This window comes from Marinobacter salicampi (assembly GCF_011074795.1).
GTDB classification, from domain to species: domain Bacteria; phylum Pseudomonadota; class Gammaproteobacteria; order Pseudomonadales; family Oleiphilaceae; genus Marinobacter; species Marinobacter salicampi.
The window spans coordinates 169,729-188,237 of record NZ_JAAMPF010000026.1 but is presented as its reverse complement, the minus strand read 5'-3'; the positions used below and the strand labels follow the sequence as shown (position 1 = coordinate 188,237).

At 58.0% G+C, this 18,509-nt stretch carries 13 protein-coding genes and 2 pseudogenes; all 15 read right to left on the bottom strand.

The window, feature by feature from the left end:
- Positions 1 to 90: 90 nt before the first annotated feature.
- Positions 91 to 1,440, bottom strand: coding sequence for a replication-associated recombination protein A (locus tag G7W63_RS15040; protein WP_166259873.1), 1,350 nt, complete (start codon positions 1,438 to 1,440; stop codon positions 91 to 93).
- The gene (gene lolA / locus G7W63_RS15035) at positions 1,440 to 2,078 is read right to left on the bottom strand and encodes an outer membrane lipoprotein periplasmic chaperone LolA (RefSeq protein WP_166259870.1); all 639 of its coding nucleotides are present in this window, start codon (positions 2,076 to 2,078) and stop codon (positions 1,440 to 1,442) included. Before lolA ends, G7W63_RS15040 begins: the two co-directional genes overlap by 1 nt.
- Before the next feature lie 9 nt (positions 2,079 to 2,087).
- Positions 2,088 to 3,674, bottom strand: a pseudogene (locus G7W63_RS20225) (DNA translocase FtsK); the annotation flags it as partial.
- A 413-nt stretch (positions 3,675 to 4,087) separates the two neighbouring features.
- Positions 4,088 to 4,679, bottom strand: a pseudogene (locus tag G7W63_RS20220) (DNA translocase FtsK 4TM domain-containing protein); the annotation flags it as partial.
- A 34-nt stretch (positions 4,680 to 4,713) separates the two neighbouring features.
- Entirely contained in the window at positions 4,714 to 5,943 is a 1,230-nt protein-coding gene (locus G7W63_RS15025; RefSeq protein ID WP_166259864.1) for an O-succinylhomoserine sulfhydrylase, read from the bottom strand.
- Positions 5,944 to 5,954: 11 nt separating this feature from the next.
- Entirely contained in the window at positions 5,955 to 7,484 is a 1,530-nt protein-coding gene (gene purF / locus G7W63_RS15020; RefSeq protein WP_166259861.1) for an amidophosphoribosyltransferase, read from the bottom strand.
- A 32-nt stretch (positions 7,485 to 7,516) separates the two neighbouring features.
- Positions 7,517 to 8,062 (bottom strand): CvpA family protein, encoded by a 546-nt coding sequence (locus G7W63_RS15015; protein ID WP_166259858.1) that lies wholly within the window; start codon positions 8,060 to 8,062, stop codon positions 7,517 to 7,519.
- 86 nt (positions 8,063 to 8,148) lie between these two features.
- Positions 8,149 to 8,814 (bottom strand): SPOR domain-containing protein, encoded by a 666-nt coding sequence (locus tag G7W63_RS15010; protein WP_166259855.1) that lies wholly within the window; start codon positions 8,812 to 8,814, stop codon positions 8,149 to 8,151.
- 158 nt (positions 8,815 to 8,972) lie between these two features.
- Positions 8,973 to 10,280, bottom strand: a complete 1,308-nt coding sequence (gene folC / locus G7W63_RS15005; RefSeq protein ID WP_166259852.1) for a bifunctional tetrahydrofolate synthase/dihydrofolate synthase — start codon at positions 10,278 to 10,280, stop codon at positions 8,973 to 8,975.
- Positions 10,261 to 11,187: an acetyl-CoA carboxylase, carboxyltransferase subunit beta gene (accD, locus tag G7W63_RS15000; RefSeq protein ID WP_166259849.1), complete on the bottom strand. Its 927-nt coding sequence runs from the start codon at positions 11,185 to 11,187 to the stop codon at positions 10,261 to 10,263. Before accD ends, folC begins: the two co-directional genes overlap by 20 nt.
- Positions 11,188 to 11,234: 47 nt before the next feature.
- A complete protein-coding gene (gene trpA, locus G7W63_RS14995; RefSeq protein WP_166259846.1) occupies positions 11,235 to 12,047 on the bottom strand; it encodes a tryptophan synthase subunit alpha in 813 nt (270 codons plus the stop codon).
- 89 nt (positions 12,048 to 12,136) lie between these two features.
- Positions 12,137 to 13,333 (bottom strand): tryptophan synthase subunit beta, encoded by a 1,197-nt coding sequence (trpB, locus tag G7W63_RS14990; RefSeq protein ID WP_207308967.1) that lies wholly within the window; start codon positions 13,331 to 13,333, stop codon positions 12,137 to 12,139.
- Positions 13,334 to 13,346: 13 nt separating this feature from the next.
- Positions 13,347 to 13,982 (bottom strand): phosphoribosylanthranilate isomerase, encoded by a 636-nt coding sequence (locus G7W63_RS14985; protein ID WP_166259839.1) that lies wholly within the window; start codon positions 13,980 to 13,982, stop codon positions 13,347 to 13,349.
- A 21-nt stretch (positions 13,983 to 14,003) separates the two neighbouring features.
- On the bottom strand, positions 14,004 to 14,852 hold the full coding sequence (gene truA / locus G7W63_RS14980) for a tRNA pseudouridine(38-40) synthase TruA (RefSeq protein ID WP_166259834.1): 849 nt from the start codon (positions 14,850 to 14,852) through the stop codon (positions 14,004 to 14,006).
- 94 nt (positions 14,853 to 14,946) lie between these two features.
- Entirely contained in the window at positions 14,947 to 18,210 is a 3,264-nt protein-coding gene (locus tag G7W63_RS14975) for a FimV/HubP family polar landmark protein (RefSeq protein WP_166259829.1), read from the bottom strand.
- Positions 18,211 to 18,509 lie beyond the last annotated feature (299 nt).

Sequence of the window (18,509 nt, the reverse complement as noted above, 5' to 3'; positions counted from 1 at the left end):
ATTGGGCCGACATCTGTCTGAACAAGAGGACAATCAGGACATTATACCTGCCGTCGCGGCTGTGGCCACATCTTGGGGGAAATCGACCGATCAGGTTTTGCCTGACTTGTACCGCTGACGATTGCTGGCCTGGTTCAGGGTCTCAAGCCGATCAAGCTTCTCGGCAAGGCGTATCTCAAGGCCCCTGGGCACTGGCGTGTAGTAGCGACGCCCGTGTATCGCCTCGGGCAGGTAGGCCTCGCCGGCTGCGAAGGCCTCGGGTTCGTCGTGGGCGTAGCGATAGTCGTCACCGTGGCCCAGGCTCTTCAGAAGCTTGGTAGGCGCGTTTCGCAGATGCACTGGCACCTCATGGCTGGGTTCACTGCGGATATCCGCTACACAGGCATTGTAGGCTTTGTAGACAGCATTACTCTTGGGTGCCAGGGACAGATAGGTCACCGCCTGGGCGAGACCCAGTTCGCCTTCAGGCGAACCCAGCCGCTCCAGGCTTTCCCAGGCGTCCAGGCAGAGCCTCAGGGCCCGTGGATCGGCGTTGCCGATGTCTTCACTGGCAATCCTAACCAGCCTGCGCGCCACGTAGAAAGGATCGCAGCCGCCATCCAGCATGCGGCACATCCAGTACAGGGACCCGTCCGGATCGGAACCCCGGACCGACTTGTGCAATGCCGAGATCTGGTCATAGAAAACGTCACCGCCCTTATCAAAACGTCGGAGGCTAGTCTGCAGCACCTGCTCAAGCTGATGCTCGGAGATACGGGCAACGCCCTGCTCATCAGGCTCGGCCAGGTCAGCGCCCACCTCGAGAATGTTCAGGGCACGCCGGGCATCCCCGCCGGCTGCGCTGGCCATCAAGGCAAGCACGTCCCTGGACACGGCCACAGCACCGGCAAGACCTTCCGGCGCGCTCAGGGCGCGGCCAAGAAGGGTCGTCAGGTCGTCTTCATCGAGGTTCTTGAGAACATAGACCCGGGTGCGGGAAAGCAGAGCGCTGTTGAGTTCAAAGGACGGGTTTTCGGTCGTAGCCCCCACAAATACGAAGGAGCCGTCTTCAATATGAGGCAGAAAGGCATCCTGCTGGCTTTTGTTAAACCGGTGAACCTCATCCACAAACAGCAGGGTGTCCCGCCCTTCGCCCTGCTTGCGAAGCTTTGCCCGCTCGACGACCTCACGTATGTCTTTGACACCGCTCATCACTGCCGATACGGTTTCAAAGCTGAGTTCGCTCAGGTTGGCCAGCAGCCGCGCGAAGGTAGTCTTGCCAACCCCAGGCGGCCCCCAGAGAATCATGGAATGGAGTTGGCCCTGCTCCACGGCCCGTCGCAGGGGTTTGCCCGGCCCTACCAGGTGTGTCTGGCCGACGTACTCATCCAGATCCCGGGGCCGCATACGCGCCGCCAGAGGCTGGAACCCCCGCTGGTCCGTAAAAAGCCCCGCCTGCATCAGCCGTTGCCCTGAATCACATCCACGCCTTCCGGATAATCGAGCTCGAACTTGCTGTCGGGAATGTCTTCATTGATCTCTATATTGTCGAACCGCAGCACGCTGCGTTGATCCAGGGAATCGTTAAGGCGCATTTCCTGGAGTTCGCCAGAGTAGAATGTCATGGTCAGGGACAGAAACAGCGAGTCTTCGCTGCGGGGCTCCAGTGTGTACTCCATGGTTTTATCACCGAAGGAACGCGACCTTACCTGGTAGGTCTCCTGGAGATTGTCCACTTCGCCACTGAGCAGCAGGGCCGGGGTACTGGCAATCTGCTCATCCAGCGGATGGACCGTGACCTGCTCAAGGTCAGGGTCGTATACCTCGACCTTTTTGCCGTCAGCAACAATATACTGACTCATGGGTTCAGAGGTCTCCCAGTAAAACAGACCCGGCCGTTTCGCCTTGAGCTTGCCCCGTGATTCCTGGACCTTGTTGCCCTGGGCGTCTGTCACAGTCTGCACAAAATCTGCCTGGTAGGTCCGATAGTTGCGCAACTCATCGGCAAGCTGCTCGGCACTGGCATTATCCTGAGCCATGGCCGCAGTCGCGGAGACGACCATGGCGAGGCCCCAAACCCAAATGTGTTTGGCTATCATGTATATCTCCTAATCTCGGGGGGGCGGTGGTGCCAGCACTTCGCGGGCACCATTGTGACCGGCTGCACTAACCACTCCGGAAGTTTCCATCGCCTCCACCAGGTTGGCCGCACGATTATAGCCGATCTTGAACTTGCGCTGGACCGACGAAATGGAAACCCGTCGGCCCTCTGTCACAAAGGCAACTGCTTCATCAAACAGGGCATCGGATTCGCTGTCTCCGCCATCGGAAAGCGAAGGTACGCCCGGTAGGCTCTCGCCTTCAGCCCCACTCAGGACATCTTCCACATACACCGGATCTCCCCGCTGCTTCCAGGCACTGACCACGCGGTGAACCTCATCATCGTCCACAAAGGCACCGTGAACCCGGACCGGCAGGCCCGAACCGGGGGGCAGGTAAAGCATGTCGCCGTGACCCAGCAACTGCTCAGCGCCACCCTGATCCAGTACGGTCCTTGAATCAATCTTTGAGGATACCTGGAATGACATCCGGGTAGGAATATTGGCCTTGATCAGACCGGTGATGACATCAACCGATGGCCGCTGGGTGGCGAGGATAAGGTGGATGCCGGCCGCCCGGGCCTTCTGGGCGATACGGGCGATCAGTTCTTCCACCTTCTTGCCGACGATCATCATCATGTCCGCAAATTCGTCTATGACCACAACGATAAAAGGCAGAGTTTCAAGCTCCGGGCGGAACTGCTCTTCGTTGTCCAGGTATTCATCCGGTTTCCAGAACGGATCCAACAAAGGTTCGCCCAGTTCAGCGGCATCACGCACCTTGCGGTTGTAACCGGCTATATTCCGGACGCCCATGTTGGCCATCAGTTTGTACCGCCGCTCCATCTCGGCAACACACCAGCGCAGGGCATTGGCGGCTTCTTTCATGTCGGTGACCACCGGCGCGAGCAGGTGCGGTATGCCGTCGTAAATGCTGAGTTCCAGCATTTTCGGGTCCACCATGATGAACCGTACTTCTTCCGGGGTGGCCTTCAGCAACATGCTGAGGATCATGGCGTTGACGCCCACCGACTTACCGGAACCGGTGGTACCGGCCACCAGCAGGTGCGGCATCTTGGCGAGGTTTGCCACCATGGGGTTGCCACCGATGTCATTACCCAGAGCCAGGGTCAGGGCCGAAGTTGACTCGGTAAAGACCCGGGCGCTCAGCACTTCGCTGAGCCGCACCATTTCCCGCTCTTCGTTGGGGATCTCGATGCCCACCACTGACTTGCCGGGGATAACTTCCACCACGCGCACACTCAGTACCGCAAGGGATCTCGCGAGGTCCTTGGCAAGGTTGGATATGCGGCTGACCTTTACCCCGGCCGCGGGTTTGATTTCGAACCGGGTAATGACAGGCCCGGGGTTCACTTCCACCACCTCTACCGATACGCCGAAATCGGCCAGCTTCTCTTCCAGCAGCCGTGACATATGCTCAAGGGATTCTTCCGAATAGCCCCGCTCCTTATGCTCTTCAGGCGGATCGAGAAGCGAGATGGGTGGTATTGCGCTTTCGATGTCATCAAACAGCGAAGGTTGTGCCTTGCCCTTGTCCGGTTCGGGCTCTTCGTCCCGTTTGAAAGGCGAAATCTTGAGGGACTTGGGCACAATAGAGCTGGTCTTCTTGCCCGCAGGACGTGCCCTGGTCTCACCTTCGCCCTTTGCTGGGCGGGAGACGGCAGACAGGGGCTCAATATACTCATCCTGGCCGGTGTCCCGGGAACTGAAACTTTCCAGACGCGAGGGGTCGCTGATCTGGCCCAGCAAACCGTCAAGACGTGGCTCACGCCGTTCCGAAGGAGCAGCAGGCCCGGTCTTACGCCCTTTACCCAGTAGACGCTTCCACCAGGGAGTCAACTTGACCTTGGGCGCGCGGCTATGAACAACCGGCGGCTCGGCTGACTCCGGGCCGGGCCGGGCCGCCTTTTCGGTTTTGTCTTCACCAGTTTTGTTCTGGTCACGGGCAAATAGCGATCGAGCAGCTGTACTGAGTCTGATGGCTTGGTTACCAAGCCAGTCCATCAGGCTGAACCAGGACAGGCTCAGGGTAACGGTCAGGGCGAACAGGAAAATGGATACCAGCAGCAGCGTGGTGGCGGGCAAGTTGAAGAAGCGCACCATGGCGTCGGATACCGCGACGCCGAGCACCCCACCCGAGGAGGCCTCAAGGCCAAAAACAGAGTACAGAGACAGCAGGCTGGTGGCCGATAACAGGATCAGGAGAAAACCGCCGAAGCGCACCATGAAGAGCGGCCAATGCAGATCCAGGGGTTCGTGGCGGAGCCTGATAAGCATGAAGGCGTAGCCCGCAACCATCACCGGAAACAGGAAAGCCACCTGACCGAAAAAGTCCTTTAGCAGGCTGGCCAGCCAGGCACCTGTCCGGCCAGCCGCGTTGGACACATGGGTTTCATGCCCGATACTTGCCCAGCCGGGGTCAGAATGGCTGAAGGTCACCAGCGCCATGGATAGGTAGATGCACAGCGCAACCAGCGCAATAACGGTACCCTCGCGGGCACCCTCTGCAACCAGGCGACGGAAGCGCTGTTGTTTTTCAGTCAGTTCCGGTGTCTTTACAGCTCTTTTTGACTCGGCCATGAATGATCAGACTGTTCCGTTGCTTTTCAAAAATCTATCGCAGACCGGCGAGAGCCGCCAGGCCGCGGTTGAGATCGTTCTTGAGGTCGGCCACTGACTCGATACCCACCGACAGCCTGACAAGATCATCCGATATGCCAGCCAGCGCTTTATCTTCCGGTGAAAGTCTACCGTGGGTGGTTGTGCCGGGATGAGTAATGGTGGTTTTTACGTCCCCAAGGTTGGCTGTAATCGAGATCATGCGGGTGGCATCGATAAACGCCCAGGCACCCTCTTTACCACCTTCAACCCGGAAGGAAAGAACGCCGCCGAACCCGGACTGCTGCCGCTTGGCCAACTCATGCTGGGGATGGTCGCTCAGGCCTGCGTAGAACACTTCGGTCACGCCCGGCTGCTGTTCCAGCCAGTGAGCCAACTCTAGCGCATTCTCACAGTGGGCGCGCATACGGATCGGTAAGGTTTCCAGCCCCTTAAGGAAGACCCAGGCATTGAACGGGCTGAGGGTCGGACCCGCCGAGCGAAGGAAACCGTATACCTCTTCCATCAGCTTGTTTGACCCGATCACCACGCCTCCGAGGCAACGGCCCTGGCCGTCCAGGTACTTGGTTGCTGAATGGATAACAATGTCCGCGCCAAACTCGAACGGGCGCTGCAAGACCGGCGTGCAGAAACAGTTATCGACCACGAACAGGGCATCTGAAGCTTTCGCAAGAGCTGCAAGTGCGGTCATGTCGGCTACTTCGCACAGGGGATTGGACGGGGTTTCGATAAAGATGAGTCGAGTGTGCGGCCGAATGGCGGCTTCCCAGCCAGCCATATCAGTCAGGGTGACGAAGCTGGTTTCTACCCCAAAACGGGCAAGATACTTCTGAAAAAGAACGTTGGTGGTGCCAAAGACCCCCCTGGAGCAGATGACGTGGTCGCCGCTCTTCAACAAGGCCATGCAGGTACTGAGAATGGCAGCCATGCCGGATGCTGTGGCAACGGCGCGTTCTCCCCCCTCCATGGCTGCAATGCGGGCTTCGAACGCCTGCACCGTGGGATTGGTAAACCGCGAATAGATGTTGCCGGGCTCTTCCCCGGAAAAACGGGCGGCCGCCTGGGCGGCGCTGCCGTAGACAAAGCTTGAGGTGGGAAAGATGGCATCCCCGTGCTCGAGCTGGTCCGTTCTCACCTGCCCTGCCCGGACTGCGAGCGTGTCCACTGAAACCCCTTCAAGATCGGATTCGGGAATGGACACGGTTTCTTCACGTCGCAAGGTCATGGTACTTCGCCTCAGTCTTCGTCGTTGTACAGATCGATGATGCCATTACCGGAGAATTCTCCGTCACCGGCATTGGTCTTTGCCTGACCCTCATCACTGCGCTGCAGCTCGAGCCGGTCCAGGTAGGCCTTGTCGATGTCACCGGCAACATAATCACCATCAAACACCGAACACTCCCAGCGTTCAATCTCCGGGTTCACATCATTGACACAGGCAATCAGATCCTCGAGGTCCTGGTACAGAAGCCAGTCCGCGCCGATCAGCACCCGGATCTGTTCGATACTGAGCTCATGGGCGATCAGCTCGCTGGCCGCCGGCATATCAATCCCGTAAACGTTGGGGTACCGGACCGGCGGAGCTGCTGACGCAAAATAAACCTTCCGCGCGCCGGCATCCCGCGCCATCTGGACAATTTCCTTGCAGGTGGTCCCGCGCACAATGGAGTCATCCACCAGCATGACGTTTTTGCCACGGAACTCCAGATCAATGGGATTCAGCTTCTGGCGTACGGATTTCTTGCGCAACTTCTGGCCCGGCATAATGAATGTCCGGCCAATATATCGGTTCTTGATGAAGCCTTCCCGGAACTTGACCCCCAGCCTGTGCGCCATCTGCATCGCCGAGGTACGGCTGGTATCCGGAATGGGCATGACCACATCGATATCGTGGTCGGGATTTTCCCGAAGAACTTTCTCGGCCAGAGTTTCGCCCATTCTCAGGCGTGCCTTGTAGACGGACACCTTATCTATGATGGAGTCCGGGCGGGCGAAATACACGTGCTCGAAAATGCAGGGAATCAGATGGGGGTCTTTGGCACACTGCTGGGTATAAAGCGTGCCGTCAGTCTCGATGTAAACCGCTTCGCCCGGTGCAATGTCCCGGACCAGAGTGAAACCGGCGGCGCTCAGGGCGACGCTCTCGGACGCGATCATGTACTCATGGCCATCCGCAGTCTCACGAACACCATAGCAGGCCGGCCGGATGCCGTTAGGATCCCGGAAGCCCACGATGCCATAGCCTGTGACCATGGCAATGACAGCATAGGCGCCCTTGCACCGCTCATGGACCGCACCCACCGCCGCAAAGATCTCGTCTTTGGTAGGGTCAAGCTTGCCCAGCTTCTGGAGCTCGTGGGCAAAAACGTTCAGCAGTACTTCGGAGTCTGAATTGGTGTTGATGTGGCGAAGGTCGGTACGGAAAAGGTCGCGGCTCAGTTCGTCAGCGTTGGTCAGGTTGCCATTATGGGCCAGGGTAATGCCATAGGGGCTGTTGACATAGAAAGGCTGGGCCTCAGCCGAGCTGGAGCTGCCAGCTGTCGGGTAGCGCACATGCCCAATGCCGACATTACCTACCAGTCGTCGCATATGCCGGGTACGGAAGACATCACGCACCAGGCCATTGTCCTTACGCAGAAAGAACCGGTCGTCCTGAAAGGTCACTATACCCGCTGCATCCTGGCCCCGGTGCTGCAGGACGGTCAAGGCGTCGTACAGCGTCTGATTGACGTTGGAAGTACTGACAATTCCGACAATTCCACACATAAGTGCTGACTTCTCCAGAGCAAAAAAGAATTTTAGCGGGCCCGGGCCTCAGCAGAGACTCCGCCGGGTTCCGGCTCGGCGGCAGGACCCAGGTAACGGCCGAATTCGTCGCCAAGCGTGCGTCTGGACCAGTCTTCCACGACGGCCAGCCGGTCAATCATGATGGAGGTTCGCCACCAGGTATCCTCTGACAGCGGTGTATAACGGGTGAATGCAATGGCTACGATGACCACGACAAGTCCACGCAACAGCCCGAACCCCATACCCAGAACCCGGTCCGTAGCTGACAGTCCCGTGGCCCTGACCAGATGACCGATCATATTGTTGATCAGGGCGCCGATGATCAGGGTGCCGAAGAACAGAATAGCAAACGCGGCGATCAGGCGAACCATGGGAGTTTCCACAGTGCTCTCAAGCAGAGATTGCATCTGTGGGTGAAAAGTGCGGGCGATAATAAAGGCGCCGACCCAGGTGATGAGAGACAGCGCTTCTTTTACAAATCCGCGTTTCAGGCTGATGAGCGTTGAAACGGCAATAACAGCGATGATGACCCAATCTATCCAGATCAGCGCGTTCATGAGCAACCCGGCTGAGAAACGAGAGCGCGGATTCTATCAGGAATCCGGACCACACCAAACCGCAATCGTGGGAAAACTCGTTCAGGTCACTTGCCTCCGGAGGTAACCAGCGAATTAACGCCGAATGAGCTATCGAGGGCCTTTTTAGCCTTTTCGGCATCGGCCTTTTCGGCAAAGGGTCCCGAAAAAACGCGAGTAAACGTGGTGTCACCCTGCTCTACTTTCTGAACATGGGAGTCATAACCCTGTTCGCGGACCTTGTCCCTGAGCCTGCGTGCGTTGTCAGCATCGCCAAAGCTGGCCAGCTGGACAAGCCAGGCGCCCTCAAGGGAACGGGCGAACTCGGCGCTGGTCTGGGTTTTCGCTTCTTGTTCAGGGGCTTGTTCGGGTTCGGGCTCAGGCTCAGGCTTCGCCTCCGACCGAGGCTCCACCTGGGTCTGCTGCGCGGCTGATGGCTGATCAGGAACCGGCTGCTGCTGATCGGGTTCGACCGGCGCGCTCGGTTCTGGTTGTGGCTCATCCTGGGGCCGGGCTCTGGTGCCAGTGTCCACAGGTTCTTCGAGACGATAGGAAGGCGGCTCGGCATCCGGCTCAGGCGGTTGCTGGACTTCGGGGAACGGTGGCTCCTCGGGTATATCAATCAGGCGGGACGAGCGCTCAGTATGGGGCTCATCAAAAAGCATGGGCACAAAAATCACCGCCAGCGACACCAGAACCAGCGCGCCAATTACCCGTTGCTTGAGTCCATCCACGTTATTCGCTCTCCCGTCCAAAAACTGTCATGAACCGGCCGACTCCGACCCCATGCGGATACTAACCGCCTGAACACGATAACTCAAAAGCACCGGACATCCATGACTCATATTTAAGAAAGATCTCTGTCTTCGCAGCGCGGGGACAGTGATTATGGTCAAGAACCCAGCAGATAGGACCGGGCAGACGCAACCGTGTAAAAAGAACCAAAAATAATCAGCACATCCTCTGGCCTGGCCTGAACCAAGGCGCGGTCAATCGCCTCGGTGACGGACTGACAGATTTCATAGCCATTCTCTGGCAGAAGCCCCTCCAGGCGTTGCACGAGAACATCTGTATCCAGCCCCCTTGGCACATCCAGGCCGGTCAGCAACCAATGATTTACCGTATTGGCAAGAGCGGAAACCACGCCCCTGGCATCTTTGTCAGTCAGACAGGCGTATATACCAAAGACCCGGCCGGTGGCGCCCCCGCCTGCCTCTGCTCGGGCGGCTTCGACTCTGTCTGCCAGCCAGGTGGCGGCATGGGGATTATGGCCGACGTCAACGAAAATCGCCGGCTCAGCTCTCAAACGCTCAAATCGACCAGGCACCCGGACCCTGGCCAGGGCGTCAAAAATGATCTTATCTGACAGCTCGGGAGCCAGCCATAACGCGGCACGGACCGCAGCTGCAACACTGGTGACCGGCAGCGGCATCAGCGGCAGCGGGATGCGCCGGTTCGCGGCTGGAACCTCCACTTGACAGCCGTCATGGCTTATCCAGTATTCCTCCCCCAGGCGCCATAGCGATACACGCTGCGCACGAGCTTGCTGGACAACCGAACGGGGCGGGTCCAGGTCGCCAAAGATTGCAGGCCGGTTGACTCTGAGAATACCGGCTTTCTCAAACCCTATGGATTCGCGGTCATTCCCCAGCCAGGCCGCATGGTCAATATCAACAGAGGTAATGATCGCCAGGTCTGCATCGAGCACATTGACCGCATCAAGTCGACCACCCAGGCCTACCTCAAGCAGCCAGTCTTCGACGCCCGCCGCCTCCATGACCAGGAAAGCAGCCAGCGTACCGAACTCAAAATAGGTGAGCGAAACGGAGCCGCGGGCTGCCTGGATGCGCACAAACGCGTCAATTATCGCGGAATCCGGGACGTCCCGACCATTGATCCGTATCCGCTCGTTATAGCGCAGCAGATGGGGCGACGTATAGGCGCCCACCTTCCGGTCGGCACGCAAAAGCAGCGCCTCAAGACAGGCGACAGTGCTGCCCTTGCCATTGGTACCGCCCACCGTGATGATTCGGGCGCCGGGCCTGCCCGGCATCAGCCGGCGCAGCACCGTTAATACGCGGTCCAGACCGAGATCAATTTCAGAGGGATGAACGGCTTCCAGGTAGCTCAGCCAGTCATCCAGAGAGGAATCAGGGCCCGGCGTTACAGGCCCGACAGTATTATTGTTCAGGGGCTTCACTCTCAGGTTTTTCGCTCACTTCGAACTCAATGGGCGCCTCGCGCTCGGGTTTTTCCTGACCGGTGAACTTGGCCAGCACCGATGCGATCCTTTCTCTCATCTTGTGGCGGTGGAGAATCATGTCCACAGCGCCATGCTCAAGCAGAAATTCGCTGCGCTGGAAACCTTCCGGCAGCTTCTCACGCACGGTCTGCTCAATGACCCGTGGGCCGGCGAAGCCAATCAGGGCATTGGGCTCAGCGATATTGAGATCCCCCAGCATGGCCAGACTGGCGGATACGCCGCCAAACACGGGGTCCGTCAGTACCGAGATGTAGGGGATGCCTTCCTGCTTCATCCGCTCGAGAACGGCCGCTGTTTTCGCCATTTGCATGAGGGACAGAATGGCTTCCTGCATGCGGGCGCCGCCACTGGCAGAAAAACACACCAATGGAATCCGCTCTTCCAGGCAGATGTTCGCCGCACGGACGAATTTTTCGCCCACAACCTGTCCCATGGAACCGCCCAGGAAGGCAAACTCAAAGGAACAGGCAACCAGGGGCACGCCGAGGGTCCGACCCCGGATGACCACCAGGGCGTCTTTTTCTCCGGTCGCCTTCTGGTTCTGAGCCAGGCGTTCTTTATACCGGCGGGTATCCTTGAATTTCAGGCGGTCCCAGGGCTCCAGCTCATTGGCAATCTCTTCCCGATCCTCAGGGTCGAGGAAAATATCCAACCGGCGCCTGGCGGAAACCCGCATGTGATGATTGCACTTGGGGCACACATCCAGGTTTTTATCCAGCTCGGGCTTATAGAGAAACCCCCCGCACTTGGGACATTTTTTCCAGAGCCCTTCCGGAACACTGGTGCGCTGCTTGGAATCCGAGCGAATCATGCTCGGCATTATCTTGTCCAGCCAGTTACTCATGGTGTCATCCTGTCCTTAAAGGCTTGCTGTCCAGCCACCGGTGCGGGTCAGGAAGCAAGGCCGTCCAGCGCTTCCCGCATCGGGTGCAACAGATCCGTCAGAGCTTTCTTGAGCTGCTCGGGATTGTCCTGATTATTCGCTATTGTATCCACAAGGACGCTGCCAACAATTACACCATCGGATACTTTGCCCACATCGGCTGCGGTTTTTGCATCCCGAATCCCGAACCCGACGGCAACCGGCAAGGCGGTCAACTCATGTATGTGCTGCACCTTCTCGGCGACTTCCGCAACATTGATGCCCTGAGCTCCGGTAACGCCCTTGAATGAAACATAGTACACATAACCGGATGAATGCTCACTGATCGCCCTTATCCGGTCGTCAGTGGTGGTCGGTGACAGCAGGAATATGGCGTCCAGCTCCCGAGCCGTGAACAGAGGCGCCACTTCGTCCGCCTCTTCCGGAGGCAGATCCACCGTCAGTATGCCGTCCACGCCGGACGCCTTGGCTAAGTCCGCAAACGCTCCATAACCCATGGCTTCCATGGGGTTAAGGTAGCCCATCAGGACTACCGGCGTACGGTCGTCGGTTTCCCGGAAGGTCCGCACCATACCCAGAACCTGACGCAACGAGGTGCCATGGACGAGGGCTCGCTCACAGGCAAGCTGGATGACAGGGCCATCTGCCATGGGATCAGAAAACGGAACCCCCAGCTCGATAATATCGGCACCTGCGTCTACCAGGGTGTGCATCAGGGCAACGGTCTGGTCCGGCGCGGGGTCACCCGCGGTAATAAACGGAATCAGCGCCTTGCGCCCCTGATCCTTTAATGCCTGTAACACCCCGGTAATACGACTCATGCCTGCTCCTTTGTTATTGCTCGAATCCGCCCCGAAAAGCGGCCTCATCACTTGTCATGCTGGTCCGGCCTACCTGAACAGCCGGTGACTTACAGCTTGATACCGTCAAGCTGTGCGACCGTGTTTATGTCCTTGTCACCACGGCCGGAGATATTGATGACGATCATCTTGTCCTTGTCCATCTCAGCCGCAAGTTTCATGGCATAGGAAACCGCGTGGGCTGTTTCGAGCGCAGGCATGATGCCCTCGGTGCGGGTCAGAAGGTGAAAACCTGCCATTGCCTCGTCGTCCGTCACAGACACATAGTGAGCCCGCCCGATGTCTTTCAGCCAGCTATGCTCAGGACCTACACCCGGATAGTCGAGACCGGCACTGACCGAATGGGTACCTGAAATCTGGCCATTCTCATCTTCCATCAGATAGGTGCGATTGCCATGGAGCACACCCGGCCGACCGGCAGAAAGCGGAGCTGCGTGCTTGCCGGTGTCGATTCCCAGACCTCCCGCCTCAACGCCGTAGAGTTCGACGCTTTCATCAGTCAGGAAAGGATAGAACATGCCGATGGCATTAGAGCCGCCACCCACGCAGGCGACCAGTGCATCGGGCAGTTTGCCGGCCTGACGCAGGGATTGCTCGCGGGTTTCACGGCCAATGACGGACTGGAAGTCCCGCACCAGCAGAGGATAGGGATGGGGACCGGCCACCGTGCCGATAATGTAAAACGTGTCGTCCACATTAGTCACCCAGTCACGCATGGCGTCGTTCATGGCGTCTTTCAGCGTGCGTGTGCCGCCAGTGACCGAATGTACCTCAGCACCGAGCAGTTTCATGCGGTACACGTTCAACGACTGGCGCTGAACATCTTCTGCGCCCATGAATATGTGACATTCAAGCCCCAGGCGTGCGCATACGGTCGCTGTTGCAACACCGTGCTGGCCGGCGCCGGTTTCTGCAATAATACGGGTCTTGCCCAGAAAGCTGGCAAGCAGGGCCTGACCAATGGTGTTATTAACCTTGTGAGCGCCGGTGTGATTAAGGTCTTCACGCTTTAGCCAGATCTGTGCCCCGCCGGCCTTCTTGGTCAGCCGTTCAGCGAAATACAGGGGGCTTGGGCGGCCTACGTAGTCGGCCAGATCCTTGTCAAACTGAGCCTGGAACTCAGGATCCTTTTTCAGACGCAGGTATTCACGCTCCAGCGTCATCAGCGAATCCATCAGAGTCTCAGATACGAACCGGCCGCCGTAGGCTCCGAAGTGGCCCCGCGTATCCGGAAGCATGCTGAGCATATCGTCAGTTAATTTAATTGACACGTTGAACCTCTCTCATGAATTCGTTAATTCGGGATACGTCCTTGATGCCTTTTGTTGCCAATGGGCCTTCGTGCTCTACACCGCCGCTGACATCCACAGCCCAAGGTCTTACCTGCTCTATGGCGCGGCCGACGTTGGCAGGTGTCAGGCCGCCTGCCAGAATCACAGGCAAAGGGCGCTGCTCGGGTATCAGTGCCCAGTCGAAACCGTTACCGGTACCACCGAACAGGTTGGGATCGTAGGCATCCACCAACAGACCTGATGCATTATGGTAAGTCCGAAACGCAGCTTCAATGTCTTCGCGGCGCCTGACCCGCACAGCCTTGATCCAACGGCGGCCAAATTGCCCGCAGAACGCGGCCTCCTCGTCACCATGAAACTGAAGGAGATCCAGCGGCACCCGGGCCAGCACTTCCCTCACCCAGGACGCCTCAGGATTCACAAACAGACCCACCACGCTGACAAACGCAGGCACACGGCAGGCTATCTCAGCAGCCCGGGCAATATCGAGTGAGCGGGGACTGGGGTCATAGAACACAAGACCAATGGCATCGGCGCCAGCCTTCGAGGCTGCCAATGCATGTTCAGGCGTAGTCACACCACATATTTTTGCACGGGTTTTCATCAGGTCTCGTACGCCTCAACTTTACTGACTGAACCAGGGCCTGGCGAACCCGGGCCCCGCCTGCCCCGGCGGTACGCCAAAAGCGACAGGATACCCCACATCGACCAGATATAATCCGTGGGGCGGGGCCGTAACCCCTGCCAGGGTTCTGTTGCGCTGACACAGTATGTCATGAATCCAGCGTTCCGGTCGCTGCCCGCTGCCTACGGACATCAGAGCCCCGGCAATGTTCCTGACCATGTGGTGGAGAAATGCATTGGCCTGGACATCCAGTACGACGTAATCCCCATGACGGGTTACCCCGATCCTGTGGAGATTTCTGTTCGGAGTCCTGGACTGACAGCCGGCTGCGCGAAAGGATGAGAAATCATGCTCACCTATCAGAGCCTGGGCCGCACGATTCATCGCCAGCTCATCCAGGGGGCGGTAGTTCCAGGATACCTGACTGCGCATGATGCCCGGGCGTACAGGGTGATTATAGATAATGTAACGGTAACGCCGGTAAACGGCTGAAAATCGCGCATGGAAATCTTCAACCACGCTTCCGGCCCAATGCACTGACACCGATCCGGGAAGAGCCGTATTGATGCCCATCACCCAGGAGCGCAGGCTACGCACTGAGGGGGTATCGAAGTGCACGACCTGGTAACTGGCATGGACCCCCGCATCTGTCCGCCCTGCGCAGACAAGCTCAACGGGATGGTCGGCCACCTTGGCCACGGCTTTTTGTAACACTCCTTCCACGGAGGGGATGCCGGATTTCTGGTATTGCCAGCCATGGTAAGCGGCGCCGTCATATTCAAACACCAGGGCGACACGACCGGCGCCAATGACAGCGTCGGTGGTTAATTCTGGCTGAATTTCAAACAAGAGGAATACCGGAGTTTATACGGATAAAAAGCAAAACGCCGGGGCCTGAATCAGGGCCCGGCGTTCTGCACGCTCAGTTTTGGATTATATACGATCAGCCCAGGTTATTAAGCATATCCTTGGCTTCCGCTTTCTGCTCATCGGTGCCTTCGATAGCAACCTCTTCCAGTATGTCCCTGGCGCCATCGGCATCACCCATCTCGACGTAGGCGCGGGCCAGGTCAAGCTTGGTGGCAGCCTCATCGGTGCCGCTCAGGAAGTCGAAGTCATCCTCTTCACCCAGTTCTGAATCGTCGATTTCACGACTTTCCGGTGTTCTGGGCGCAGGCTCGAGGGATTCAGGCTCCTCAGGCTCAATGAGCGGTGCCTGGTCAGAATCTAGATCGCTGGATTCCTCGAGCTCTTCAGCGTCAAGGGCTTCGTCAAGGCCGAGTTCATCGTCCAGCTCCAGATCAGCCGGCCGATCCCCCTTGCCGCTGTCAGCAACTTCTTCCATCAGCGCAAGGTCCTCGTCCGATACATCAAGCTCCAGATCATCAAGGGACTCGTCGGAAAGCTCATCGCTGCCCTCGACCGCAGTATCTTCACCAGCCACTTTGTCCAGCTCTGCATCCAACTCGTCAAGGAATGACTCGTCCAGGGACCCATCTTCCGAGGTGACCAGCTCCTCTGCCTGCTCCGGAGTCGGCTCCTTCTGATAGACATCGTCGCCCGTAGCGTTGTCCAGACCGGCCTCTTCCAGATCCAGGGACGCAAACTCATCTTCCAGGTCCAGTGGCTCTTCAGTGACGGCCCGGTCCTCTACCTCACTTTCAGGAGTCACCAGTTCATTAGCCTCGTCGAGGGTAGTATCGGAGTCGAAATCGATACTGAAATCGGTCTCATCCGATGATTTCTCAAGCTCAAGACTGAGATCTTCCAGCTCCTTGTCAGAGACTTCCTCCTCAAGGTCGCTTTCGTCTTCGAAACCGGAAAGATCAAACTCAATGGGCTTGTCACTGTCCGCTTCGGGCTCTGCCTGGGCTGCCTCGCTTGCTTCAGGCTTCTCCTCGCCAAGATCCAGATCTTCAAAGGCTGACTCAAAGGTATCGTCGACAACTTCATCTTCGCCACGCTGATCATCGACCACAGGCTGCTCTTCCGGCAGATCCGGTGTGGTGTAGGAATCAGACCTCAGCTGGGATTCAAGATCATCAATACTCGGCCTTGATTCAGCTTCTTCAAGCCTTGAACGGAGTGCCACCGCTTCGGCAATCGCATGTTCATCTTCCAGAGCTTCCAGTTCACCAAGCTGCTTCTCGAACGCTTCACGGTCCTGACTGTCAGCGTAGACGCCCAACAGTTTCAGACGCAGATCCGTGCGGCTTGGCTCACGGGAGATGGCGCTTTCCAGAGATTGCGCTGCCTGATCAAGACGGCCATAGGCGATGTAAACATCGGCATCTGCCAGGGGGTCACTGCCCTCTTCAGATTCAGTGTCGTGGCCGTCAGGCTCTTCCGCGCTGAGAGCGAAATGATCGTCGTCGCCAGCGGTCTCGCTGTTCAGCTGCTCATAGAATGCCTTCTCGCGATTGGCGTTTCTGCGGGCAAGGAACAGAAGCAGCAACAACAGCAGTACCAGTCCGCCGCCGAGGGCCGCCTGGTACAGGGGGTTACTGGCGATAGCATCAATGATATTACCGGGGAAGCCTTTTTCCTTGGTGGCCGGCTCAGGCTGGTTGGCCGCTGGAGCTGGCGACTGGGCGGCTTCGGGTTCAGCTGCCGCTGCCGGCGCCTCTGCTACCACCTCTTCCTGCTCCTGCGTACCGGAGTCAGCCTGCTGCCCGTCCGGCTCAGCCTGGGCTGTGGTTTCGCTGCCGTTTTCGGCCGGCGAACCGGCGTCTGATGTGGCAGTTCCGTCACCATCTCCATCGACTGTTTCTGCCTCGGTACCGGAGTCAGGAGAGACTTCATCCGAGGCCAGCTCAGACTCGTCATCTGTGGCAGCGTCAACGTCGGTTCCCGTTTCTGCATCAGTCCCCGTTTCTTCATCGGTTCCCGCTACAGCCTCGGATTCAGACGGTGACTGAAGGTCGCCGCCTTGCTCTGCGGTGGCCGAATCATCAGCCTGCCCGCCGCCAGCGGCGTCATCGTCAGTTTCTGCCTCAGCCCCTGTACCGCCAACGGCCTGTTCGTCCGGAGCATCCTGCCCGCCGGCAGGGTCCTGCTCGCCACCGGCCTGCTGCATTTCCGCCAGCTGGCTGTTCTTGAGTTCGATAAGACGCTGGAGTGTGGCTACCTGCTCCTGCATATCGTCAAGGCGGGAGGAAAGTTCTTCGTTTTCCCGGCGGGTCCGGTCCAGCTCTTCAAGCGCTACGGCCTGGCCGTTGTCGGCACCGTCGCCGCTGCCGGCACCCCCGGCTGAGCCGCCCTCGTCTTCACTACGACCTGCGCTTTCGTCAGCGGCAATCAGCCTCAATTCATCGCCGCTCTGGGTCTGTGCCGGTGCTTCAGCTGCCGCGCCACCTGCATCGCCGGCTCTGGCATCAACCGTGCGACGGGCATCGGAAAATGCCTCGTTCTGGGCCGCGACCTGACGATTGGCTTCACTACGACTGCGCCTCTGGACTTGGTCCAGAGTCGGTGTCCGCAAAACCTGACCACGCTTGAGGCGGTTGATGTTGCCATCCATGAAGGCATCGGGGTTCAGGTCCTGCAAGGCCAGCATGACCTGTTGCGTTGTCACACTGCTGTCTGGCCGAACCTCTACTGCGATCGTCCAGAGGGTGTCGGACGCCTGGGTAGGCCCGTAGGTGCGGGACGTGCCTGAACGCTGCTGCCCGGTTTGAGCCGGCTCTGACCGCTGCTCCCGCTGGGAAGCCTGGGACTGACTCTGACTGGCTGAACCCTGAGACTCAGCGGATCTCGGGGCCGACTCCGACGGCGCCTGGATCTGTTCCCGGACACCGGACTCTTCCGCATAGACAGGAGGATCCACCAGAACAGAGTATTCCCGCAGAACCCGGCCGCTGGGCCAGGTCACTTTCAAGAGGAAATTAAGATAGGGTTCCCGCACCGGTTGGCGGGAGGTGACATTAACCACCAGACCGCCACCAGGCTCGGACTCTACTGAGAATCTGAGGTTGGTAAGGAAATAGTCCCGGTCGATACCCAGCCGATCATAGCTCTCTTTAGACGCGAGCTCGACGATGATATTTTCCGGATCGATACCTTCCGTCTTCCGCAGGGCAATTTCCGCGTTCAGCGGCTCATTCAGATAGGACTGAAGTTCAACTTCACCCAACCCCAGTGCCTGAGCAACACCCGAACCAAGCCCTCCCGCAAGAGCCAGAGCAACCGCAAGCTTGCGTACCTTCATGCTTTTTCCTTACCAGTCTCCGTTATTCGGCACTGCTTTTTCAAACAGAATCGGACGAGGTGGGATGACTTCTGCATTCTATTCGTCAATTGGATTTCTAATTTTTATCATTAGGGATTTATCAATTTGGGCAAGTATTGTTGATAAGCTCAGTTTAATCAATCAATCAGATCCAAACCTTGTTCCATTAGGTTATGAACCCTGTGGAACTGTCTGTCCTTGTTAAAAGACACCGGATTTATGTATCCAAAACGTACCCGCTCCACTGGTGCAGGTGATAAAACGCCTGAGAAAATAAC

What these genes read in the sequence shown, in the direction of transcription:
- G7W63_RS15040 (WP_166259873.1), bottom strand. Translation starts at nt 1,440, where the DNA reads ATGCAGGCGGGGCTTTTTACGGACCAGCGGGGGTTCCAGCCTCTGGCG.
- lolA (WP_166259870.1), bottom strand. Translation starts at nt 2,078, where the DNA reads ATGATAGCCAAACACATTTGGGTTTGGGGCCTCGCCATGGTCGTCTCC.
- G7W63_RS15025 (WP_166259864.1), bottom strand. Translation starts at nt 5,943, where the DNA reads ATGACCTTGCGACGTGAAGAAACCGTGTCCATTCCCGAATCCGATCTT.
- purF (WP_166259861.1), bottom strand. Translation starts at nt 7,484, where the DNA reads ATGTGTGGAATTGTCGGAATTGTCAGTACTTCCAACGTCAATCAGACG.
- G7W63_RS15015 (WP_166259858.1), bottom strand. Translation starts at nt 8,062, where the DNA reads ATGAACGCGCTGATCTGGATAGATTGGGTCATCATCGCTGTTATTGCC.
- accD (WP_166259849.1), bottom strand. Translation starts at nt 11,187, where the DNA reads ATGAGTAACTGGCTGGACAAGATAATGCCGAGCATGATTCGCTCGGAT.
- trpA (WP_166259846.1), bottom strand. Translation starts at nt 12,047, where the DNA reads ATGAGTCGTATTACCGGGGTGTTACAGGCATTAAAGGATCAGGGGCGC.
- trpB (WP_207308967.1), bottom strand. Translation starts at nt 13,333, where the DNA reads ATGCTCAGCATGCTTCCGGATACGCGGGGCCACTTCGGAGCCTACGGC.
- G7W63_RS14985 (WP_166259839.1), bottom strand. Translation starts at nt 13,982, where the DNA reads ATGAAAACCCGTGCAAAAATATGTGGTGTGACTACGCCTGAACATGCA.
- G7W63_RS14975 (WP_166259829.1), bottom strand. Translation starts at nt 18,210, where the DNA reads ATGAAGGTACGCAAGCTTGCGGTTGCTCTGGCTCTTGCGGGAGGGCTT.